Genomic DNA, 21,367 nt, shown 5'->3' with positions numbered 1-21,367 from the left:
GTCAGTTGGAAGGTGAAGGAGCGGCGACGATCCTGTTGCGTCCTTCCTGTTTAGCCTGGTACAGGGCACTATCCGCCCCCTGCAACAGCCAGGTATGCTCATGTTCCCGACTGGCAACTGCGGTGGCAATGCCGATACTGGCCGTAACGACTGTTCCCAGAGGGGATGCTGGATGGGGTATGGCAAGTTCAGCCACTCCTTCCTGGATCTCGCGGGCAACAATCATGGCGCCTTTTTCATCGGTCTCCGGCAAAATTGCCAGAAACTCCTCGCCGCCATAACGGCCGACAAAGTCTGCCGCCCGTCCCAGCGGAATTTTCAAGGATTGGGCAAAGCTACGCAGACAGTCATCACCAGCCAAGTGACCGCAATTATCGTTGTAGGCCTTAAAGTGATCAATATCAATCATCAGCAGTGACAGTGGTTTCAGAGAACGGGTGCCGCGCCGCCATTCCCGTTCCAGGGCCTCATCCAGGGCACGTCGGTTGGGAATTGCCGTAAGGCCGTCAAGGTGTGAGAGTCGGGCTAGCAGATCCCGTTGGCGCTTCAGCTCGATCTGGTTGCGAATCCGCAGTCTGACAATGGTTGGATTGAACGGTTTGGTAATGTAGTCAACGGCACCCAGCTCAAGACCGATCGCCTCGTCTTCCTGCTGGTTCATGGCGGTGATGAAGATAATCGGAACATTGCGCAGAATAGGGTCAGCCTTCAATTTTCGGCAGACCTCATAGCCATCCATGTCCGGCATGATCACGTCCAGCAGGATCAGGTCTGGCAGGGACTCTGACGCAATCCGCAAGGCGTCGCGACCACTGGTGGCAAAGAACAGGTGATAGCCGTCTTTCAGGGTTTCATTCAGCATCTGAATGTTGGTAGGGGCATCATCCACCAGCAGGATCATCAATTTTCCATCACGTTCCGGTGTCACGGGCTCTCCTTGCAGGTGCCTGTTTTTTCAGCCAGTGAGTGCAGTAGCATCAATGCCTGTTGATAGTCAAGCCGTTGTGTTGCATCGGTAAGTGCTGCCAGCAAGGGACGATCATCTTCAGCAGGCAGCAGGCTCTGTAAACGGTTTAACGGTGTGGTGACATCCAGGGAGTGCAGTTCAAACAGATGTTGCAGTTCACCCAGGAGTGCGGCTATTTCTGCAGGAGATCCGCTGCCTGAACCTGATGATGATTTTGAAGGTTCAGTAAGCAGTGCTGCTGTAGTGCAGACTTCATCGAGAGCTGCTTCAAACAGGGGGAGCAACGCTTCTGCGGCTTTCAGATCCTGCTTTTTAAGTGCGGACTCAAGGTTGGCAGCGGCGATATGGAGACGGTCAGCTGCCAGATTACCGGCAACCCCTTTCAGACCATGCACCAACCGGGCAGCTGAGGCTGGATCATTGTCTGCCATCAGATGACGGACCTCAGATGCTATTCCCTGTTGTTCCTGAGCAAACAACCGGATTAATTGTCCCAACAGTCGTTTGTTTCCGTTAACCCGTGCCAGCGCGGCCTCCTGGGTGATGCCCGGCAGCAGCTCAGGCAGCTGATCAGACAAACCGTCAGCCTCATGCGTCAACTCATCCGTTGACGCTGTTTCAGGCGTCCGATCAGTCATGCGTGCCAGCAGTTCATACAGCTTTTCAACGACAATCGGCTTGGGCAAGTGTTCATTCATGCCAGAGGAAAGGCAGCGCTCACGTTCTTCGTTCAAGGCATGGGCTGTCATGGCAACAATCGGTAAACGGTTGCGGCTGTAGCGTTGGCGAATTTCGCGCGTGGCTTCATAGCCGTCCATGATCGGCATCTGGATATCCATCAGGATCAGGTCAATACTCTCGCCGTAGTCCTGCATGAAGGCTACCGCCTCACGACCGTTGTCTGCAGTTTCAACCTGTATACCAACCACTTCAAGAATTTCCCGGGCTATTTGACGGTTAATCGGATGATCTTCCGCCACCAGCAGATGGAGTCCTTTAAGCGATTGGTAGCGTTGAATCAAGGCGGCCCGATCGGCTTTAATACCTCTACGTGTTGAAACGGTTGCGTTAATGTTGAAAACAGCGCTGAAGCTGAAGCAACTGCCTTTGCCGGGGCTACTGATCACACTGATTGAGCCGCCCATCATTTCCACCAGATGTCTGCAGATGGTCAGTCCCAGCCCCGTTCCGCCATGGGTTCGGGTGGTGGAGGTGTCTCCCTGAGAAAACGGTTTGAACAGGCGGGCAAGTGTCTGCTCATCCATTCCGATTCCGGTATCGCTAATGCTGATTTCAAGTGCAAGTTGCTCAGGATTGCTTTGGGCGGCCCCTCGCTGAATCTTCAGTGTGATGGTGCCGCTTTCCGTGAATTTGACCGCATTACCCAACAGGTTGACCAGCACCTGTTCCAGACGCAACGGGTCTCCTACAAGGGCATCCGGGACATCAGCGGCTACCTGCTGTTCAAGCATTACCCCCTTGTCCTTGGCTTTGAATGCCAGCAGGGCAATGGAGCGGGCCACGACACCTTCCAGTGAAAAGCCTGTTTTTTCCATCTGGAACCGTCCGGATTCAATCTTTGATACGTCAAGGATATCATTGATAATCCCCAATAGTGACTGAGCCGAATTGCTGACGGTATCAAGGTATTCACGCTGTTTATGATTCAGATCAGTCTGTAGAGCCAGATGTACTAACCCCAGAATGGCGTTCATGGGGGTGCGGATTTCGTGGCTCATATTGGCCAGAAACTCACTCTTTGAACGACTTGCCCCTTCTGCTGCATCTCGAGCCTGGGTCAGTTCATTATTCAGGCGGGCCAGTTCTGCGGTCCGTTCGGCAACCCGCTGTTCAAGCTTTTCGTTGTTACTTTGCAACAGCTGGTTGGCCTTTTGAAGATCTCCGGCAACACGCCGTTGTTCTGTCACATCAATGGTAAGGATTGAGACTGATACAATAGTACCATCCAGTGTACTGACCGGGTTCAGGTGGTGTTCAAACTGCCAGAGGTCGCGGGTATCACTAAATACCAGCGGCATGCCGGTTTTGAAGACCTCCTCTATTTTGCTGCGACGTTCCTGTGCCACCTCTGGGCTGAACAGCTCACCCAGGGTGCTATCGATGATCTGAGGGAGCTCTTTGCCGATACGGCGTGCAAAGGTGGTGTTGGCAATTAGTATGGTTCCGGTACGGTCCACCAGATAGAGTGATTCCGGGTTGCCGTCCACCAATGATCGGAGCGTGCGCTGGCTTTGTTCCAGGGCCTGCTCTGCCGCGTGTTGTTCCGTAATGTCACTGCCGATGCTGGTAACGCCGGAAATACCGCCCAGGCTGTCATGGGTCAGGGTGTTGTTCCAGGCCACCATCCGCTGCCCGCCGGATTTGGTCAGGATTGCATTCTGGAAGTGGTGGACAATCTCGCCCTTTGTAACCATCTGGTTGAAGACCTGCTTGACCGGCTCCGGATCCGGTATAAAGAGGTCAAACCAGTTTTTGCCGATCAGCTCATGACGTCTGTAGCCGGTAACCTGCAGCAGGTAGTCGTTGCAGTAATTGATCGCCCCGTTTGTCTCAAGGCAGACAGTGATCATATGCAGGTTGTCGAAGATATCTTTCAAGCGGGATTCGGCATCCCTGGCTGTACTTTCCGCCCGCTGACGTGTCTCAGCCATTTTGTTGAAGGCGGTTGCCAGGCGGCCCAGTTCGCTTGATGACTGACAGGTAAGCCGGTAGGAAAGTTCACCCCGGGTAATTGCTGCCACAGCATCTTTCAGCTGAGACAGCGGGCGGGCCAGGGTACGGTACAGCAACAACGAGAAGAGTAGCGGCCAGATAGCTGCCGTTAGCAGCAGTATCCGGTTCAGGGTGTTTATCTGCTGATTACGTGTCTGCAGGGTGCTGGCATAGTAACTGTTCAGCTGGTTAATAATCGGAAGCAATCCTTTGATTTCCTGTGCCAGCAGTGCAGCGCCACGGCTGGATAGATTGCTGCTGCCCCGTGTAACCTGATCAAGTTGTTTTGAAAGTCTTGGCGGCCCGTCATGTAACTGTTTAATCAATTGCAACTCGTCTGCAGAGGAGTGAAAAGGTTTCAGGTCAACGGTCAGGCTACTGATCCGGTTACGGGCTGCCTGCAGATGATACCTGGCTGTTTTGCCAGAACCGGGCGCTGGTTCCTGGAGGAACTGTATAAAATCATTAAGTTCTGATACGAGTGGGGCGGTTTGGGCTGTGGCTTTGTCAGTGAGTAGTGTGAGGCGCTGAAGATACAGATTGCCCCCCACCGCAGTCAGGGCGCAGAGCAGGGGTATCAGTACCAGGATAATCAGCTGTGTGCGGATGGTCATGGCCGCTCACTTTCAGTGGAGTTGACGGATGGTGCAGTATACCGTGTTTGTCTGGAATATCAAGGGAGTGTCAGTGATTCTTGCGCAGGCGGTATGAAGCGTTGTACAGTACAGCCATGTCCGATACCGCATGGTCAAAAAAGATAGCCCAAAGGCTTGGGCGTAGTATGATTGCTGATGCACCATCCGTCGATGATCGTAAGCCGGCTGCTGTTGCACTTATCCTGCGGCAGGTCGGGGCTGGCCAGGAGCTGCTTTTTATTGAGCGAGCCCACCATCCTGATGATCCCTGGTCCGGTAATATCGGTTTTCCCGGTGGTCGGCGTGATCCGGTTGACGAGACTCTGCGTCATACTGCAGAGCGGGAAACCATGGAAGAGGTGGGGATTGATCTCTCGGGGGCCTGCTACCTTGGCAGGCTGTCAGATATTGTGGGAGCCAATCTGCCGGTGCGGGTTTCCTGCTTTGTCTATGGTTTGGCAGAACAGGTCGAACCGACCGTTTCCCCCGAAGTGCATGATGTTTTCTGGTTTGCGCTGCATGAACTGGTTGCTCCACAACGCCAGCTTACGGCGCAGGTCAGTTTTGGTGGCAAGCTGCTGGAGGCACCGGCGATTGACCTGGGGCTGCCTGGTAAGGCGGTGCTGTGGGGGATTACCTACCGGTTGGTGAATCAGTTTAGAGAAGTTCTGGAATCAGGTGAGGAGCGGCAGTTGCCCTATGAACTGCCGCTGTAAAAGTAGAGAGTTGCTCTGCGTTTAGTGTTTACCATTTTTTGTGGTAAGTGATGCCACCCTGTTCATTCCACTTTGTTTCTTCAAGTGTCTTTCCCATATCATAGACAAGCTCCCAACGCTTGTTGCCGTTTGGATAGTACTGAGTGTCTAAGCCGTGCTGCTTTCCATTTTTGTAGTTATCTACAGCCCAAACCTTCCCATTCTTGTCCCAGAGGGTTCTGACGCCGTTTGCATTGCCAGCAGAGAACGTCGCTTCTGAACTCCTATTCCCGTTGTCATGCCAATAGGTTTCCTTACCCTCTTGCACGCCATTGCTATAGGTGCCACGATAATAAATCTGGCCTGATTCGTAATAGCGCTCCTCAAGTCCCACCTTCTTGTCTTTTACGTAGCTAGAGAAATCCTTGATTTTACCGTTGTCGTAATACGACCAGTAGGTGCGCTCATCACTGGTGTAGTTGTTGGTGTAGGTGGGTTTACCGTTCTCGTTCCAACCTTCCCAGAGCCCTGTCTTCTTGCCATCGCTGTCATTGGTGCCACGTTCGGTCATCGTGCCGTTTGACCAATAGCACACATAGGGGCCGCTCATGGTTTCCGTTGAGTTATCCTTTAAAATAAATCCATATTCCCTATACAGACGGCCGTTTTCATGATTTTCCTTGATGCTGCCGACCGCTTTTTTGCCAGGTTCTACATAGCTGTAGGTCCTGCTTTTTTGTGGCAGGGTCTTATTTTGGAAGTAGTCTGTTGTGTTCCAGGCACCACTACGTTGTCCGTCTGAATAGTTTCCAGCCTCCCTGCTTTTACCTTCTTCGTTGTAGCTACGATATATGCCGTGTAGTACCCGATTGGCGCCTTTTAGGTAGTAGGTGTACTCAAGCTTGATCTTTGTTTTCGCTGTATCCCAATACTCAACGTGTCGGAGCAGGTTCAGCCCGGCTTCAATTTTTACCGAGCCTGTTGCTTCATCCAGCACTTTGCCGCTGGAGAGATCGCTTAGTCTGACAATCGCCTGATAATTGCCGACTTTTTGATAGACATGGCTTACGCTTGGAGCGGTGGTGTCAACGGAAGCTGTCCCGTCGCCAAACTGCCATGCATATCCTGCCGTTAGCGGTGCATTGGTTGTTTTTGCCGTGAATGGAACCGCTATGCCAGGATTACTGATGGTTACTGTTGTTTCAAGAAAAAGTCCTGGAACAATAACCGTTGCCTCGCCAGTCAGATTTTTGTCTTTTTTCGACTTGGCGATAACGGTGAAGTTCCCGCTAGCAGCGGGTGGTTTATAGAGCCCGTCAGCATCAATGGTGCCGCCGGACACGCCATTCTTAACACTCCAGATAATCTCTTTGCTCTCTTTTCCTGCCAGAACTGCCTTAAAAAGTTGGGCATCCTTTTTGAGTACCACCGCCTTGGATGGAATGATCGTCAGGGATTGCTCAGGTTGCATCTCAAGCCTGGCATACTGCAGATCAGGCGTTGCAGAGGAACCGATCGCTTCTGTTGTCAGACGACAGACAGCAGAAGAAGTCTTAACTTTCCATTCAAGCGTCGAAAGTTCACCTTTAGGGGGAAGAGTGCCCAGTGACTGGATCTGGTTCTTAGAAATCAATTCGCAGCCGCTACTTTGCAGCTTGATCTTTACATTGTCAAAGGGGGTCGTATTCAGGTTTGTTACTTTTGCCGTGACAAGCTCTATATCACCTTCTTTTTTCGTTTGTATCTTGATTTTCATAGCCGAAAAAGAGGCTCGCCACAAGGTGTAGGCGCTGCGGATAGCTTGGTTTATGGCGGTTTCAGGCACATAGAAAAAGTAGTACAGTTTCGATTGCGTTAATGTGGCTGCGTCGATAGCAAGCTGTGATGCCTGGCTTGCCTGACTCATTACGGGATTGACAAAATCCGGTGTTCCGTTTTTCCAAGCCGGGTTGTAGCCGCTAAGATTATATGAACCTGGCTGTATCGTGCCCTCCCAAGCTATATGGCTTGACGTATTCGACATAAGCATTGCTGTGGTGCCGTTGTAGTACCAGGGGTCGAACCAGTCTTCCGTTGTTGAAAGGAAACGCTCAACGTCGTTTTTGAAGTCTTTGGTTAATGATTTGAGCGGAGCTGCGTAACTGAGTGCGTCATTCCCGGTTACTGTGTCACTCAGAAAGACGGCCCCATCCAGTGTGGTGCCGCGGTGTTTGTTCTTCTGTTCAGAGGCAATTCGTTCAATGGTGCTGCGGGATACGCCGTTGACGTGGTAGGGGCAATACATGTCTGCCAGGAAATGAGCACTCCAGGCTGCTGATTTTGGAAGCGCCTCAACTTTATTGGTGCGCATTCCTTCTGCTAGATATTTGTAATAGCTGGCTGTAGCTTGGGGGGCTCCACCCTCTTGGGCTGCTGGGTTGTAGTAATGCATTGAGAACGGTGAGTTGCCTTTTGCGTCGGGGCCTGGCCCATCTATCAGGCTAATGTCAACCCCGCTTGTTCCTTGGCCGGTAAAGCCGATGTTTGCCCAGTTAACGCCTTCGTGAGCGAGAATAGCCTCCAGCTTGGGAAATGCTTTTGGATCAAACCCAGGTTCTGCTTCAAGCAGCCGGTATGCCTCCTTAAGGATATGCTGGTGGGTTTGAGATGGTGCAAGAACTCCCCACCCCTGGCAGTTTTCTGGTAGGGCGAGCAGGCCTATTATTACTAACAGCATGACAACAGTACAAAGCTGCAACGATAGATTAAAAAAATATCGCGTCATATCAGAGTCCTCCTGTCTATACTTAGGCCTTGAATTTACTCTCTGTCCCCGCAATCAGGCGGTTGATATTGGTGTGATGTTTGATAATCACAATGGCTGAAATCAGGGCGGTTGCAATCAGAAGTTCAATGCTGTGGGGGCGGAACCAGATGATCAACGGCATGACCGCAGCCGCAACGATTGATCCCAATGAGATGTAACGCCAGATAGCCACCAGCAGGATAAATACTGCCAGCGCTCCCAGAACTGCCAGGGGAGACAGGGCCAGAAAAACCCCCAGTGCAGTGGCAACACCCTTCCCCCCCTTAAATAACAGAAAAACAGAAAAAACATGGCCGCAGAAGGCAGCCAGTCCTATCCAGGCCTGCATCGGCTCAAGCAATCCCAGCTTCCAGGCCAAAATTACCGGCAGCAACCCCTTCAGGCAGTCGCCAACCAGGGTCATGATGCCCACCTTGCGTCCTACGGTGCGGTACAGGTTGGTGGCACCGATGTTGCCGCTGCCCTCTTTGCGGACGTCTATCCCGTACAATTTGCCAAGCAGCAGGCCGGTGGGGATGGAGCCTAGCAGGTAGGCCCCAAGTATCCAGAGCAGGTTGTTGTTCACAGCTTGTCTGCCAGCAGTTTGCGGGCATCTCCCACATATTTGCTGGAAGGGTATTCGCGGATCAGGCGGCTGAAGGTGGTCTGCATCTTGTCCAGCTGCTTGTTCTCAATATAGGCCTTGCCCAGGTAAAAGAGTGTCTCATCATTACCGGTATAGTCAGGGAAGTTGGCCAGAGCCCCTTCAAGACGTCCGATGGCAGCCTGATAGTAATCAGTACGGTAGTAGAACCGTCCAACGTAGATCTCATACTGGGCCAGTTTGCCACGGCAATCGGCAATCTTTTCCTGAACCTTTGTGACATATTGTGACTTGGGATAGAGGCGAACAAAGCTTTCAAACAGGGCCAGTGCGTTCTTGGTAGGGGTCTGGTCAGTATCGATACCGGTGATCAGGTTGTAACTGGAAAGCCCCTGGCGGTAGAGTGAAAACTGGGCCAGATCATGGGTTGGGTGGAGCTTGCGGAAGTCTTCATATGCGGCCCCCGCTTCAATAAAGTCATTGTTCAGGAAGTAGGCGTTGGCAATGCCGATTTCTGCCTTGGCGGCCAGTTCCGGCTCAGGAAAGGCCTCTTTAACCTTTTTCCAGTTCTCCACAGCAGCTTCGTAACGGCTTTTCTGGAAGGCGGTCTCACCCTGTTTGTACAGTTCTTCCGGGCTTGGATCTGCCTTGGGGGTGCTGGCACAGCCCTGTAGCATAAGGATGGTTGCTGCTGCTAACAATAATCCGTATTTGAGTCGTTTCATTACCGGTCCTTTAGGTTGTGTAAGATTAGTCCAGCAGGTCAGCACCACGCTGGTCGGTAACCAGGGTGGCGATGGTGTCGTGGTTTAGCCATACTGCCGCTTCAGTGCTACTCCAGGAACCCTGCACCATCAAGCGACCGGTACAGCGGAATACCAACCGTGACAGTTCAGCACAGATCAGTTGTTTCTGGTCGCGGTGCATCTCCATCAGCTTTGCAGAGGTGGCCAGCATCAGCTCCATCTGGTCACGGGTTGAGTGCTGGGGCCAGGCTTTAAATTCCAGCGCATCATTGATCAGCGGTGCGCCCAGGTAATCGGCGGCAACAGCCATCAGGCTGTCCAGGCTGCAGCCATCAGCAAGCAGAGCCTTGCAGCGTTCAGCCAGCGGAACGGACTGTTCCGGGGCAACCTGTTGAAGTGCGATCAGCAGTGGGTAGAGCGACAGTTCAACTCCCAGGAAGAGGGCGCTGGAGTTGGTCAGGATTTCAGGGCAGTTAAATACCGTGGCGTTAATTCCCTGCTTGCGGGCTGCTATCGCATGATCTTCCAGCCGCATCTTGGCAAAGCCCTGCAGATAGGGGGTATAGGACTGCCACTGGAATTGACCGTTTACCAGAATGCCGGTGCCATGATAGCCGTAAGCGGTACAGGCTACGCGGCTGCCCGCCCCTTCTGCCCGTTTGCGAAGTCCGGCAGAGGCATCAATCAGATACTTGAAGGTGTCGGCAGTTACCTCGTTGAAGCTGGCATCACAGAGCTGGCCGATGGCACTGTTCCAGAACGGCTCAGATGGCAGGTACTTATCGCCGCTGCCTTTGAAGACCCGGTTTAAAAGCGGCATAAAGAAGCGGGCGCGGGGGATGCCGCCTGCCATGGTGTGGGCCAGGATGATGCTGGCTGAAGCAGGGATTTGCTTTTCCAGCTCTGCCATTACCTGTTGCAGGTTGGCGCAGAAGCGTGCCTTGCCAGCGGCGCAGGCCTGTTCAATGAAGCCAGGTTCAAAGCTGATACTCTCCCACTCATCCGGTTTGGCTTTTTTCAGTCGTTCTGCAACCGATGGGGCGCCGCCCGGGCTTTCCATATCAAAACCGGCTTCAAGCGGGATGTTGATAATCTTGCTGCCCAACAGTGCCTCAGCATCAGCCAGCTCTTCAGCAGTCAGGGGGCGCAGGGTACCGTCACTATCGCGACGCCCCACGGTGGTGCCCAGCACAGTCATGCCCAGACGTTTGGCCTCTTCCAGCAGGCCATTGGCATAGCCACGGCCAAACAGTTCTCCCACCAGTACCAGCACATCGCCTGCTTTATATCCTGCAGCTGCAGGCAGGGTTGTCATAGGACAGTAATCAACCATCATCCATCTCCTTGATACGAATTGAATTTGTTTATTTACCACGAAGCCGGAACTCTTGAAAACAGAAAACGTTCCATCGTGACAAGCTGCGGGATTGGTGCTACCTTTTGGATCTGCTGATGTCAGGAGGAGTAGACAGATGGATGATGACCTGATTTTGTTGGGACATGGTAGTGGCGGTACCCTTTCACACCGCCTGCTGGATGACCTGATTGTTGCCACCCTGTCCGGTCACGGGCCGGGAGAGCAAAACGATGCCGCCCTGCTGGCGGCAGGTGATACCCGACTCGCCTTTACCACCGATGGCTATGTGGTTGATCCGCCGGTCTTTCCCGGTGGTACGATCGGTTCACTGGCTGTCCATGGCACGGTGAATGATCTGGCCATGATGGGGGCACGCCCGTTGTGGCTTTCCTGCGCCCTGATCATTGAAGAAGGGTTCAGCCGTAGCCAACTGGCAGTTATTTTAAACGATATGCGTCAGGCTGCTGATAGCGCCGGTGTGCGGATTGTGACCGGTGATACCAAGGTGGTGCCCAGAGGCAAGGCAGACCGGATCTTTATCACCACCTCTGGTGTGGGGGTGCTGGAACATGATCTGGCCATCCATGGCGCCAATGCCCGTCCCGGTGATGTTATTATCCTTTCCGGTAGCATGGGCGACCATGGCATTGCCGTGATGGCAGCCCGTGAAGGGTTGCCAGTTGAAGGGCTTACCAGCGATTCCGCCCCGCTCTGGAGTCTGGTTGAACAGATGCTGGAAGAGGCAGGCGAGGGGATCAGGGTGCTGCGTGATCCTACCCGCGGCGGTGTGGCTACAACGTTGAAGGAAATTGCCGGTCAGTCCGGTGTGACGCTTCAGCTTGAGGAAGACCAGTTGCCGGTCAGTCCGCAGGTGCGCGGTGTGTGTGGTATTCTTGGGCTGGATCCGCTCTATGTTGCCAATGAAGGCAAGCTGCTGGTCATAGTGGCGCCGGAATCTGCAGAACCGTTATTGGCGAGGATGCAGCAGCATCCCCTGGGACAGCAGGCAGCCATTATCGGCACCGTGGAGGCAGGAGAACCGGGACGGGTGCGGATGCGGACAACGGTTGGTGGGATGCGGGTGGTGGAGATGCTGGCGGGTGAGCAACTGCCCAGAATCTGTTGAGCGGGAAAGGCTTTTAACGCAGAGTTGCAGAGCAGCAGGGACGCAGAGAAAGGCAAGCCAATACAGGAAAAAATACATGTGGTTTCCTCTGTATCTCTGCTCCTCATGCCCCTCTGCGTTAAGTTTTTATATGGAGAGTCCAGTTTATGGCCAAGGACAAGACGCCGGTTACTCCGGCAGTACGGGCATTGCGGGGGGCTGGGATCAGCTTTACGGATCATCCCTATGCTTACGAGGAGAAGGGGGGCACCGCCGTTTCCTCACGGGAACTAGGTGTTGATGAACATAGTGTGATCAAGACCCTGGTGATGGAGGATGACCGCAAGCAACCGCTGATCGTGCTGATGCACGGTGATCTGCAGGTATCCACCAAGGAACTGGCGCGGCTGATCGGAGCCCGCTCGGTTGAACCGTGCAAGCCGGAAACAGCCCAGAAACATACCGGCTACCTGACCGGCGGCACCTCTCCCTTTGGCACAAAGAAACAGCTCCGGGTCTATGTTGAAGAAACTATTTTGGAACTACCAAAAATCTACATTAACGGTGGCAAGCGCGGCTTTCTGGTGGGGCTTGCTCCGGCTGATCTGACGAACCTGTTGCAGCCGATCCCGGTGCGGGTCGGCTATGCCAAATGAACATAAAGGTACACAATTATGCCCTCACTAACCCTTGATAAAGAGATGGTTGAACAGCTGCGGCGGGTATTGACTGCGGTGGAACAGCTACTGCCCAAACCTGTGCCGACGATTGACTGGGCCGAGACCCATGCTGCCAACTGGCGTCGTCGGGGTACCGGCGGCTATCTGGACCCGGTGCCGGAGATAGAGGCCTTTCATCTGGATGACCTGCTGGGGATTGATAAGCAGAAGCAGACGATTGAGGAAAATACCTGCCAGTTTTTGGCTGGTCTGCCCGCCAACAACGCCCTGCTGTGGGGGACCCGTGGGACCGGTAAATCAACACTGGTACGTGCCCTGTTGCACAGCTATGCCTCCCAGGGGCTGCGGGTGATTCAGGTGGACAAGGATGATCTGGTGCATCTGCCGGCGATAGTGGATGAGATCAAGCGCCAGCCGTACCGTTTTATCCTGTTCTCCGATGATGTCTCCTTTGAGACCGGTGAGTCCAGCTACAAGATGCTGAAAAGCGCCCTGGATGGTTCGGTCTATGCCCCGCCTGAAAATGTCTTGATCTATGTTACCTCTAACCGGCGGCACCTGCTGCCTGAGTACGAAAGCGACAACCGGGGCGCCATGCTGGTGAATAACGAGATCCACCACGGTGAAACGGTGGAGGAAAAGATATCATTGTCCGGCCGTTTCGGTTTGTGGATCGGATTTCACCCCTTTAGCCAGGACCAGTTTCTGGAGGTGGCCCGCCAGTGGGTGGAGCGGCTCTGTGAGCGAAGCGGCACCAGTCTGCGTTGGAATGAGGAGGCGCGTCAGGCGGCCATCCTCTGGTCCCGTCAGAAGGGGGACAATAGCGGCAGGATTGCGTTGCAGTTTGCCAACCAGTGGGTGGGTAGTACCCTGTTTAAGCAGGGCACAAAGTAGTTAAAACGTAAGGGGGGATATCATGCTCCGTAAGGCCCAGATCGGTGATGTGAAGGAAATACAGAAGTTATTGACCACCTACGCCAGCAAGGGGGATATGCTCTCCCGCTCGCTGTCAGAGTTATATGAAGCACTGCGGGATTTTTATGTTGAGGTGGACGACGACGGCAGGATTCTGGGGGCAGCGGCCCTCCATATTGTCTGGGATGATCTGGCTGAGGTCCGTTCCGTGGCGGTGGTGGAGGATGCCGGGCGTAAAGGGGTCGGCAGTCTGCTGGTAAACGCCTGTATTGATGAGGCCCGTGAGCTGGGGCTGAAGCGGATCTTCTGTCTGACCTACAAGCCGGAGTTTTTCGGCAAACTGGGGTTTGTGCTGGTTGATAAGGCAACCTTGCCTCACAAGGTCTGGGGTGACTGTATCAAGTGTCCCAAGTTCCCGGATTGCGATGAAAATGCCATGACCATGGAGCTATAACACTATCCTGAACTCAGCCCCTTCTGCTGTGTTGCGAGCGGAAAGAGTGCCGCCCATGTTGCGTTCAATCATGGTCTTGGCCATATAGAGACCGATACCGGTACCCTGGCTCGGTCCCTTGGTGGTGACATAGGGTTCAAAGATCTGGGGCAGGATTTGGTTCGGAATACCTCCGCCATTATCCGACACGGTCAGTACAGAACGGCTCTCTTTCTGATGGATCGAAATGCTGATCCGTGGCTCTGCCACCTGGTGTTCCAGTAGCGCGTCACGGGCATTATAGAGGATGTTCATCAGGGTCTGGGCATACTCATTGGGGTAGCCGATGGCTCGGATATCCGGTTCTGCTGTCACGCTGACCATGATCCCTTTGTCATCCAGGGCTGATCTGAGCAGGTTCAGCGTTTTTTCCACAACCTCCTGCAGTACAAATTCCCGTTTTTCACGATCCTTGATGAAAAAACCTCTGAAGTCGTCAATTGTACCTGACATGTAGAAGATGATATCCATCACCGCTTTGATGTCACGGTCCATCTCTTCCTGACTCAACTCACCGGCCTTGCTCAGGAGTTGCATGGTCTGGATCGAGACCGCAATATTATTAAGCGGCTGACGCCACTGGTGGGCAATGTTGTTCAGCAGTTCACCCATGGCCGCCAGCTTGCTTTGCTGCAGCAGCAGATTGTCTTTTTTGCGGAGTTCAGTGATGGCATCGGCGATCCGCTCTTCAAGGGAGCTGTTGATAACATTCAGTTCTTCCTGGGTCTGCTGCCGCTGGGCAATCTCGTCTTCCAGCAGGGTTGCCTGCTCGTGCAGGGTATCTTCAATCTGCCTGCGTTCTTGGAGGTACTCACTGATCTGGGCCTGCATGCTGTTGAGTGAATCCACCAGCAGATCCAACTCATCTTTAGCACGCTGCGGGCTTTGGTTACGTTCAAGATTAAGCGGTTCATGGAGCGTGCTGATGGTGAGCGCCGCAGCATGGCGGGCCATAATCGCAAGATGACGCCCGATCAGCTGATAGAAGAGTAAAAAGATAAAGGTTGAGATGAAAAAAATCAGGACTGCCTGGGTGAAGAGGATCAGTAGTGCCCGTTCCTTCATCCGCTGGATGACATGGCCCGTACTGGCGGTAATATGCAGGGTGCCGAGTGGTACGGTTTTGTCAAGATGCTGGTAAGAAAGCGGGATGTTATGTGTTATCAGATGCCTGGATGTTGCCTTGCCAACGGCCAGCTCCGGGCCGTCTTTACGTTCAAGCCGTAAGGCTTCAATCATCGGCAGCGCCAGAATTCCCTTCATCTGGGCCTCAAGCCCGCGATCATTAAACAGCCAGATGTCGTTGATAAGACTGTGTATATGGCTGGTTTCAATGTAGGTCAGCTGGCGGCTGATATCACGCAGGTCTTTGCGGTAGTCGATATACAGTTGCAGGCAGGTCCCTGCCAGGGTCAGGACTGTGCTGAAGATGACGATGGCAAGGATGAATCTGCGCGCAATCCCGAATGATTTTGGTATGATCCGGTCAGCAGTCACGGTTTTCTATGGTACTTTGCAGGCAAATAGGGGGCCAGGGTCTGCTTGAAGATGGCATCATAACTGCCGTCACGCTTCATCTCCCGCAGTGCTTTGGCCAGTTTTGGCACCAGTTTTTCATGTTTTTTATTGAGATAGAGGAACATCTCCTTGGTGGCCAGGGGTGGTTGGGCAATGGAAAGGTGTGGTAGATTCAGGGTGTGCATCAGATAGTAGCCTCCGTACAGCTCGGCAAAGGCCAACTCAATCCGGTCATTTTCCAATACCTTAAACAAGCTGGTTCTGTTTTCAACCACCGTGATCTGGCGCACATCCTTGATCTTTTCTTCGGCAATCAACCAGCCCCGCACATGGCCGACATGGTACGGCTTCAGGCTTTCCCAGCTGGGGGTCTTCAGCTCTTTGTTTTTGGAGAAGATTACGAACTGCACCTCAATAATCGGCTCCGGTACCCGGACCAGGTTTGGGAACTTCTTTTCCGCCCCTGCAATTCGCAGGAAATTGCCATCATCCAGTGCCTGCTCTGCATTGCTCAGTGTTCTGGCAGACGCCAGCGGAATAATCTTGGCTTCAATTCCCAGCCTCTTGCAGGCCTCGATGATCACCCGGTCAGAGAAGCCTTTATGATCCTCGGTTGAGAGCGGGGGGCGGTCAGCCGTCCCCAGCACCAGGGTCTGCGCCGCATACAGGGGGGATGCGAGAAGGATTGCAAGTATAAGTTGGAGGAGTGTCTTCATTGCGCAGCTCCTTGTCTTCTGTCTGGGTGGATGTACCAAAATTTTAGCGGGTATTGGCCGTATGTCAATTGTTATCAGCGGATTTCCCGTAATCATTATACATACCTTTCATATCGGCCTTGACGCCAGATAATCGGCAGTTAGTATAGGTGACATGCCTCGATCAAGATTTACGCATAGCATCCTTTGGGGGTGTCTGCTGCTGACATCCCTTTTGCTCTGGTTTGCGGTTGCCAACTACCGTAATGCCGAGCCTGTTGCCCAGTCTATCCTGCGCGGTATGTCGCTTTCGCTGGGGCAGGCCATAGAGGCATTGGCGGTGCGTGATCCTTCCCTGAAGGCCCTGGCTGACTTCAGTTCCCATGACAGTGCCTATTTCTCCCTGATCAACAGGCAAGGTGTGATCCGGTTTCACCGAAATCCAGACCTGATCGGCAGCCGGATTGAGGATCAGCGCTACCTGCCGGTTGCTGCTGCTCCGGTGATAACTGAAGAACGGATCAGGCTTGGCACCGGTGAGGTGGTCTTTGAGACACAACAACAGCTGCATCTGCCTAGTGAGACGATGGTCTTACGGCTGGCGCTGCACACCTGGCAGGCAGATCAGATTATCCGTAGGGCCCGTACCGGTCTGATGGTAATTGTGGTGCTGTTGACCGTCGCATGGGGCTTTGGTTTGTGGGTGTTACGTCTGCAGCAACGGGATCTTCAGCGGCGTGAGGAGATGACCCGCCATGAGCAGCTGGTACGATTGGGAGAGCTGGGGGCGGTGCTGGCACATGAGGTGCGGACGCCCTTGGCCGGCATCAAGGGGTTTGCCCAGCTGTTGCGGGAACGGGTACAAGATGCCAGACAACAGGAGTATGCCGGCAAGATTGTGACCGAGTCAGAGCGGCTTGAAGGGCTGGTAACCGATCTGCTGACCTATACCCGTCAGGAAACGATGCAGTCAGGCTCTGCAGTGGTGTTGGAGCTGGTGCAGGATGCCTGGGAGTCGTTTGTGGCAGAGGCAGTACAGGCCGGGGTAGGGGTGCAGATAACCGGTGCCATCGCTCGGCCGGTTGCCTGCCCGGCGGATCGTCTGCGGCAACTGTTGTTGAATCTGTTCAGCAATGCCCTGCAAGCCATGCCTGATGGGGGAACCGTGCAGATTAACCTGTCAAATGATGGTGAGCAGGCAACGATCCTGATCTCTGACAGCGGCCCCGGTTTTGCAGAGGAAAGCCTGAAACGGGCCTTTGATCCGTTTTACACCACCCGGGCCAGTGGCAGTGGTCTGGGGTTGGCGGTCTGCCACAAGATTGTCGCAGGCTACGGTGGAATTATGACAGTTGCCAATGGCAGTTCAGGCGGTGCCAACGTGACCCTGCAACTGCCGCTGGTAAAGGAGTGTGCATGAGTAAAACTGCGCGGATACTGCTGGTGGAGGATGATGCCACCTTTCGTTCACTGCTGGCGGCAATCCTTGATGATGACGGGTATGAGCTGGTGGAGCGGGAGGATGGCAAGGCAGCGCTGAAGACACTGCAGGGGCAGTCCTTTGACCTGGTGTTATCAGACCTGCGTCTGCCCGGCCTGAACGGGCTTGATCTGTTTCGCAGGGCGCAGGCAGAAGGGATTGCACCACCGTTTATCCTGCTGACCGCCTTTGGCACCGTGGAAGAGGCGGTTGCAGCCATCAAGGAAGGGGTGGCTGACTTTCTGACCAAACCGCTCAAAGATCCGGAAACGTTGCGGACCCTGGTGCGGCGTGTTCTGGCTGGCAGTCAGCAGGAACGCACCCTCAAGGTGCTGAAAGAGCGTGAAACAGCCGGTCTGCCGCCCGATGAGGTGCTGTTTGCCGGACAGGCCATGCAGCAGGTGAGGCGTCTGATTGTGGATGTCGCCTCCACCCAGGCAACGGTGCTGATTAGCGGTGAATCCGGTACCGGTAAAGAGCTGGCTGCCCGGATGATTCACCAGGCCAGCCCCCGTCGGGATGCTCCCTTTGTGGCGCTTAACTGCGCCGCCATACCGGAAACTCTGCTGGAGAGCGAACTGTTCGGCCATGAAAAAGGGGCTTTTACCGGTGCCACCCAGGCCCGACAGGGCAAGTTTGAACTGGCATCGGGCGGCACCATTTTTCTGGATGAGATCGGTGAACTGCCATTGGCGCTTCAATCCAAATTTTTGCGGGTGCTGCAGGAACGGCTCTTTGAACGGGTAGGGGGCAGTCGTGAGATTCGCGTTGATTTGCGGGTTGTTGCTGCCACCAACCGAGATCTGGCAGAAGAGGTCAGGGAACGCCGTTTTCGTGAAGACCTCTACTACCGCCTGAACGTCTTTCCGCTGCAGCTGCCGGCACTGCGTGATCGCCGTGACGGGATACCGGTTCTGGTCCGCTATCTTTTGCAGCGGGCGGCCCTGCAGACCGGTCGTGATCTGCAGGATATTGAACCACAGGCGTTGGAGATACTGTCTGGATACAGCTGGCCCGGCAACATCCGTGAGTTGCAGAACGTGATTGAACGGGCGGTCATTCTCTGTAAAGGGGCACTAACAGCTGCAGACCTGCCTGATGCCTTGCGCCAACCTGTCGTGACAAACGCTAGCACAAGAGAAGGCGGGAGTCTGAGGGATCGTGAGCGAGCCAGTATTCTGGAGGCGCTGGCAAGCTGCAATAATAACCGACGGCTGGCAGCAGAAAAACTGGGCATCTCAAAGCGGACCCTGCAGTACCGCCTTAAGGAGTATGGGCTGGTTGAACCATAAAGAGTATGGTGCAAGAGCTGCAGCAGGTAGTGCAAATGCTGCACCAGCTGCATTGCGCCGATGACCAAGTGGTTTTTAAAATAGTGTGTGATATCTGGTTGTTACTTGATTGCTTGATGTTGGCATGGTTGCTGTAATCCCTATGATTAACGAGCGCGGATCTCGAAACTATTGTAAGGAGAGACAATCATGAAAACACGTAATCTTCTGATCACGGCAGCCGTATTAGCAGCAGTTCTGGCATTTGGTGGAGAGTCCTTTGCCCGTGGCGGCGGTGGTGGTGGCAGTATGGGGGGCGGCGCCCGAAATGGTGCTTCTATGGGGAAAGGGACAATGACCCAGACCCGCAGCCAATCACAGACCGCTACCCAGACTCAGACCCGTCCTGAAGGTTCGCAGCGCCGTGACGGTACCTTTCTGCAGACCGGAACCACGGCAAACGGTTCAACCACCCGTCCGGCTAATGGTCGTGGTGTCATGGATGGCACGGGCGTGAATGCAACAACCCCTACAACGACGACTCCGTAGAAAGGCAATTTTACCATGGGCAGATTCAGATCATTCTTTTTCCTGATTGCAGCAGCGATTGTGGTGGTCATGCTGCAAAGACCGGCTGAAGCGTTTTGGGGCTTTGGTTCCGGTGGCGAGGGAGGAACAAGTGGCCTGGATCTGGTGCAGGGGTATGACCGCAACACGGTGGTAACAACTGTTGGCCGTGTTGCGGCTGCCCCTGACTCGTCGGCTGATCCGGTAACCATTGAGCTGGTTGCCGGATCAGAACGGTTTGTTGTGGTGTTAGGACCGCGTTGGTATCTGCAAGACGACCATCTGGACTGGAAGATTGGTGACACCGTAACGGTGCGTGGATCCAAGGCCCAGGGCAAGGATGGACGCAGCTATCTGCTGGCCCAATGGATCAGTAGTCCATCCGGTAGTCCATTGGTGTTGCGTAATGAAACCGGCCGACCTGCCTGGGCAGGTGGTTTTAAGGGCGGGCAACAAGGTGCAGGTCAGCAGCAACGTGGCGGAACAGGCGGCGGGCGCAGAGGCCGCTGATGGAGGATTGTGTGCATAGTACCCATGAAATGAATCAGATACATAGGATTATCTATAGTTTGATTGTCAGTCTGGTCATCTTGCTGGCAGCTGTTGCCGCAAGGGCTGAAAACAGTGAGCATCGTTTGGGCCAGGGTGTCTCGTTTGCCGCCGGTATCGGCGCTGAAGTTTCCCATGGTGATTATGGCAGCAATGCCGATGCAACGGTGGTTACCCTGCCGGTACTGCTGGCGGTTAACCCGACTGAGTCCATTGATCTCACACTTGAGCTGCCAATGGTCTTTTTAACCAGCAAAAGCGGAAGCGGTGTGGTGGTGACCCAGTCTGGCGGCGGCGGACGGGGGCGCAGGCCAAGCAGTGCTACTACGACAACCACAGCTGCCGTTACCACGACAGCCACAGAAGCAGGTCTGGGGGATATCAGTCTTTCTGCTGGCTGGACCGTACTGGCGGATGGAGAGCAGACCCCGAAGATCAGGCCGACACTTTATCTGAAGGCGCCGACCGGCGATAAGGAGCATGGTCTGGGTACCGGTACCTTTGAAGGCGGTCCCGGTGTTTCTGTCTCAAAATGGTTGGGGGATATTCAGCTCTTTGCAGAAGGGGCGTATATCTTTCAGGACAGTACCAGTGATTACCAGGGTAAAAACTATGTCAGCTACAGCGCTGGTGGCGGGGTTCAGGCAACGGATCGCCTGTTTGTCTCCCTGTACGCAAAAGGCTCGTCTAGCCGGGTTGATGGCGGTACAGCACCGGTTGAGGGCCGGGTGAAATTGAATTTTCTGCAGTCACGCAGGATGTCGTGGGAGCTGTATGCCCTGGCAGGCTTTACTGATGCAAGTCCGGCAGCCGGTGGCGGGATGTTGCTGATGTATCAGTTTTAATTCAAGGATAGTTTAAGCTGAATCAGCATAGTGGTGGGGAGCATGGCCTGTGCCAGCTCCCCATCTTCACGTTCCAGCCGGGCTCGGTTCCGATGTTTCGCACCCGTAGCAGACGAAAACCTACCTTTGGGTGACCTGATCTAAAGTCCGGGATGCAGGGTTAGATATAGTACATCATCTTGGCGTCCTGATCCTTTTCCACACCCATCTCCTGGCCACGCTGGCAGAGGGTTTCCAGGGTCATCTTGCCAAACAGTTCAGCCAACAGGTCATTGGCATCCTTCCAGACGGTCTGGGTCACGCAGTTGCCTTCAAAGGGGCACTCGTTCTTGCGGCGGCGGGTCTTTTTGCCCTGGCCACCACAATCCACCATCAAGGCATCCTGCTCAGTGGCCTGGATGATCTCTAGCACCGTAATCTGATCTGGCTTGCGTGCCAGGGTGTAGCCACCCTGAGGTCCCCGCTTGCTCTTCAGGACACCGGCTTTTTTCAGATTCTGGAAGATCTGTTCCAGATAGCGTGGGGAAATCTGCTGACGGCGTGAGATATCCTGAATCTGTGCCGGGGCAGTATTGTTGTTGTACGCAATATCAAACAGCGCCCGCAGACCATATCGACTCTTGGTTGACAACCGCATAACATGCTCCTCCTGAAATCTGTATACAGGGTATCGGTATATGATACTGCAGTGCCGTTGTCAAGAACTTTGGTCGGGGATTGTCCAATG

The 21,367-nt window shown here is 54.0% G+C and carries 19 protein-coding genes; 10 read left to right on the top strand and 9 right to left on the bottom strand.

All coding sequences use genetic code 11. The features are described 5' to 3' along the window. Position 1 precedes the first annotated feature (1 nt). Complete coding sequence (locus B5D39_RS08600; protein ID WP_078790062.1) at positions 2 to 928, bottom strand: diguanylate cyclase; 927 nt, start codon at positions 926 to 928, stop codon at positions 2 to 4. After that, positions 925 to 4,314, bottom strand: coding sequence for an ATP-binding protein (locus B5D39_RS08595; protein ID WP_078790061.1), 3,390 nt, complete (start codon positions 4,312 to 4,314; stop codon positions 925 to 927). Before B5D39_RS08595 ends, B5D39_RS08600 begins: the two co-directional genes overlap by 4 nt. A 116-nt stretch (positions 4,315 to 4,430) precedes the next feature. Here B5D39_RS08595 and B5D39_RS08590 point away from each other — a divergent pair, with 116 nt between their 5' ends. Further along, a complete protein-coding gene (locus B5D39_RS08590; protein ID WP_078790060.1) occupies positions 4,431 to 5,051 on the top strand; it encodes an NUDIX hydrolase in 621 nt (206 codons plus the stop codon). A 28-nt stretch (positions 5,052 to 5,079) separates the two neighbouring features. On the opposite strand, the gene B5D39_RS08585 is transcribed toward B5D39_RS08590, so the two are convergent. The 4 genes from B5D39_RS08585 to B5D39_RS08570 are packed head-to-tail and all read right to left on the bottom strand — an operon-like array spanning position 5,080 to position 10,498. After that, positions 5,080 to 7,794, bottom strand: a complete 2,715-nt coding sequence (locus B5D39_RS08585) for a PKD domain-containing protein (RefSeq protein WP_078790059.1) — start codon at positions 7,792 to 7,794, stop codon at positions 5,080 to 5,082. Between the two features lie 22 nt (positions 7,795 to 7,816). Continuing rightward, on the bottom strand, positions 7,817 to 8,401 hold the full coding sequence (gene plsY / locus B5D39_RS08580; protein WP_078790058.1) for a glycerol-3-phosphate 1-O-acyltransferase PlsY: 585 nt from the start codon (positions 8,399 to 8,401) through the stop codon (positions 7,817 to 7,819). Then, the gene (locus B5D39_RS08575; protein ID WP_078790057.1) at positions 8,398 to 9,144 is read right to left on the bottom strand and encodes an outer membrane protein assembly factor BamD; all 747 of its coding nucleotides are present in this window, start codon (positions 9,142 to 9,144) and stop codon (positions 8,398 to 8,400) included. Before B5D39_RS08575 ends, plsY begins: the two co-directional genes overlap by 4 nt. 25 nt (positions 9,145 to 9,169) lie before the next feature. Then, a complete protein-coding gene (locus tag B5D39_RS08570; protein WP_078790056.1) occupies positions 9,170 to 10,498 on the bottom strand; it encodes an enoyl ACP reductase FabMG family protein in 1,329 nt (442 codons plus the stop codon). Positions 10,499 to 10,637: 139 nt separating this feature from the next. On the opposite strand from B5D39_RS08570, the gene hypE reads away from it, so the two are divergent. The 4 genes from hypE (at position 10,638) to B5D39_RS08550 (ending at position 13,676) form a co-directional block, all read left to right on the top strand. Continuing rightward, the gene (hypE, locus tag B5D39_RS08565) at positions 10,638 to 11,648 is read left to right on the top strand and encodes a hydrogenase expression/formation protein HypE (RefSeq protein WP_078790055.1); all 1,011 of its coding nucleotides are present in this window, start codon (positions 10,638 to 10,640) and stop codon (positions 11,646 to 11,648) included. Between the two features lie 146 nt (positions 11,649 to 11,794). After that, complete coding sequence (gene ybaK / locus B5D39_RS08560) at positions 11,795 to 12,283, top strand: Cys-tRNA(Pro) deacylase (protein ID WP_078790054.1); 489 nt, start codon at positions 11,795 to 11,797, stop codon at positions 12,281 to 12,283. Between the two features lie 18 nt (positions 12,284 to 12,301). Then, positions 12,302 to 13,201 (top strand): ATP-binding protein, encoded by a 900-nt coding sequence (locus tag B5D39_RS08555; RefSeq protein WP_078790053.1) that lies wholly within the window; start codon positions 12,302 to 12,304, stop codon positions 13,199 to 13,201. A gap of 22 nt (positions 13,202 to 13,223) precedes the next feature. Then, entirely contained in the window at positions 13,224 to 13,676 is a 453-nt protein-coding gene (locus tag B5D39_RS08550; RefSeq protein ID WP_078790052.1) for an N-acetyltransferase, read from the top strand. Here the strand turns inward: B5D39_RS08550 and B5D39_RS08545 are convergent. Further along, the gene (locus tag B5D39_RS08545; RefSeq protein WP_078790051.1) at positions 13,671 to 15,212 is read right to left on the bottom strand and encodes a sensor histidine kinase; all 1,542 of its coding nucleotides are present in this window, start codon (positions 15,210 to 15,212) and stop codon (positions 13,671 to 13,673) included. The genes B5D39_RS08550 and B5D39_RS08545 overlap by 6 nt on opposite strands. Beyond that, entirely contained in the window at positions 15,209 to 15,949 is a 741-nt protein-coding gene (locus B5D39_RS08540) for a substrate-binding periplasmic protein (protein WP_161947459.1), read from the bottom strand. The genes B5D39_RS08545 and B5D39_RS08540 overlap by 4 nt, the downstream gene beginning before the upstream one ends. A gap of 154 nt (positions 15,950 to 16,103) precedes the next feature. On the opposite strand from B5D39_RS08540, the gene B5D39_RS08535 reads away from it, so the two are divergent. The 5 genes from B5D39_RS08535 to B5D39_RS08515 all read left to right on the top strand — a co-directional run bounded on the left by B5D39_RS08535 (position 16,104) and on the right by B5D39_RS08515 (position 20,640). Further along, complete coding sequence (locus tag B5D39_RS08535) at positions 16,104 to 17,348, top strand: two-component system sensor histidine kinase NtrB (protein ID WP_078790049.1); 1,245 nt, start codon at positions 16,104 to 16,106, stop codon at positions 17,346 to 17,348. After that, positions 17,345 to 18,700, top strand: coding sequence for a sigma-54-dependent transcriptional regulator (locus B5D39_RS08530; protein WP_078790048.1), 1,356 nt, complete (start codon positions 17,345 to 17,347; stop codon positions 18,698 to 18,700). The genes B5D39_RS08535 and B5D39_RS08530 overlap by 4 nt, the downstream gene beginning before the upstream one ends. Before the next feature lie 189 nt (positions 18,701 to 18,889). Continuing rightward, positions 18,890 to 19,228 (top strand): hypothetical protein, encoded by a 339-nt coding sequence (locus B5D39_RS08525; RefSeq protein WP_078790047.1) that lies wholly within the window; start codon positions 18,890 to 18,892, stop codon positions 19,226 to 19,228. A gap of 15 nt (positions 19,229 to 19,243) precedes the next feature. Beyond that, the gene (locus tag B5D39_RS08520; protein ID WP_078790046.1) at positions 19,244 to 19,756 is read left to right on the top strand and encodes a MamS/MamX family magnetosome protein; all 513 of its coding nucleotides are present in this window, start codon (positions 19,244 to 19,246) and stop codon (positions 19,754 to 19,756) included. Positions 19,757 to 19,767: 11 nt separating this feature from the next. Then, a complete protein-coding gene (locus B5D39_RS08515; protein WP_161947458.1) occupies positions 19,768 to 20,640 on the top strand; it encodes a transporter in 873 nt (290 codons plus the stop codon). 160 nt (positions 20,641 to 20,800) lie between these two features. On the opposite strand, the gene B5D39_RS08510 is transcribed toward B5D39_RS08515, so the two are convergent. Next, on the bottom strand, positions 20,801 to 21,277 hold the full coding sequence (locus B5D39_RS08510; protein ID WP_078790044.1) for an RrF2 family transcriptional regulator: 477 nt from the start codon (positions 21,275 to 21,277) through the stop codon (positions 20,801 to 20,803). Between the last annotated feature and the right edge of the window lie 90 nt (positions 21,278 to 21,367).

This window comes from Trichlorobacter thiogenes (genome assembly GCF_900167465.1).
Classification (GTDB): Bacteria; Desulfobacterota; Desulfuromonadia; order Geobacterales; family Pseudopelobacteraceae; genus Trichlorobacter; species Trichlorobacter thiogenes.
This window is presented reverse-complemented; position numbering and strand designations above follow the sequence as displayed.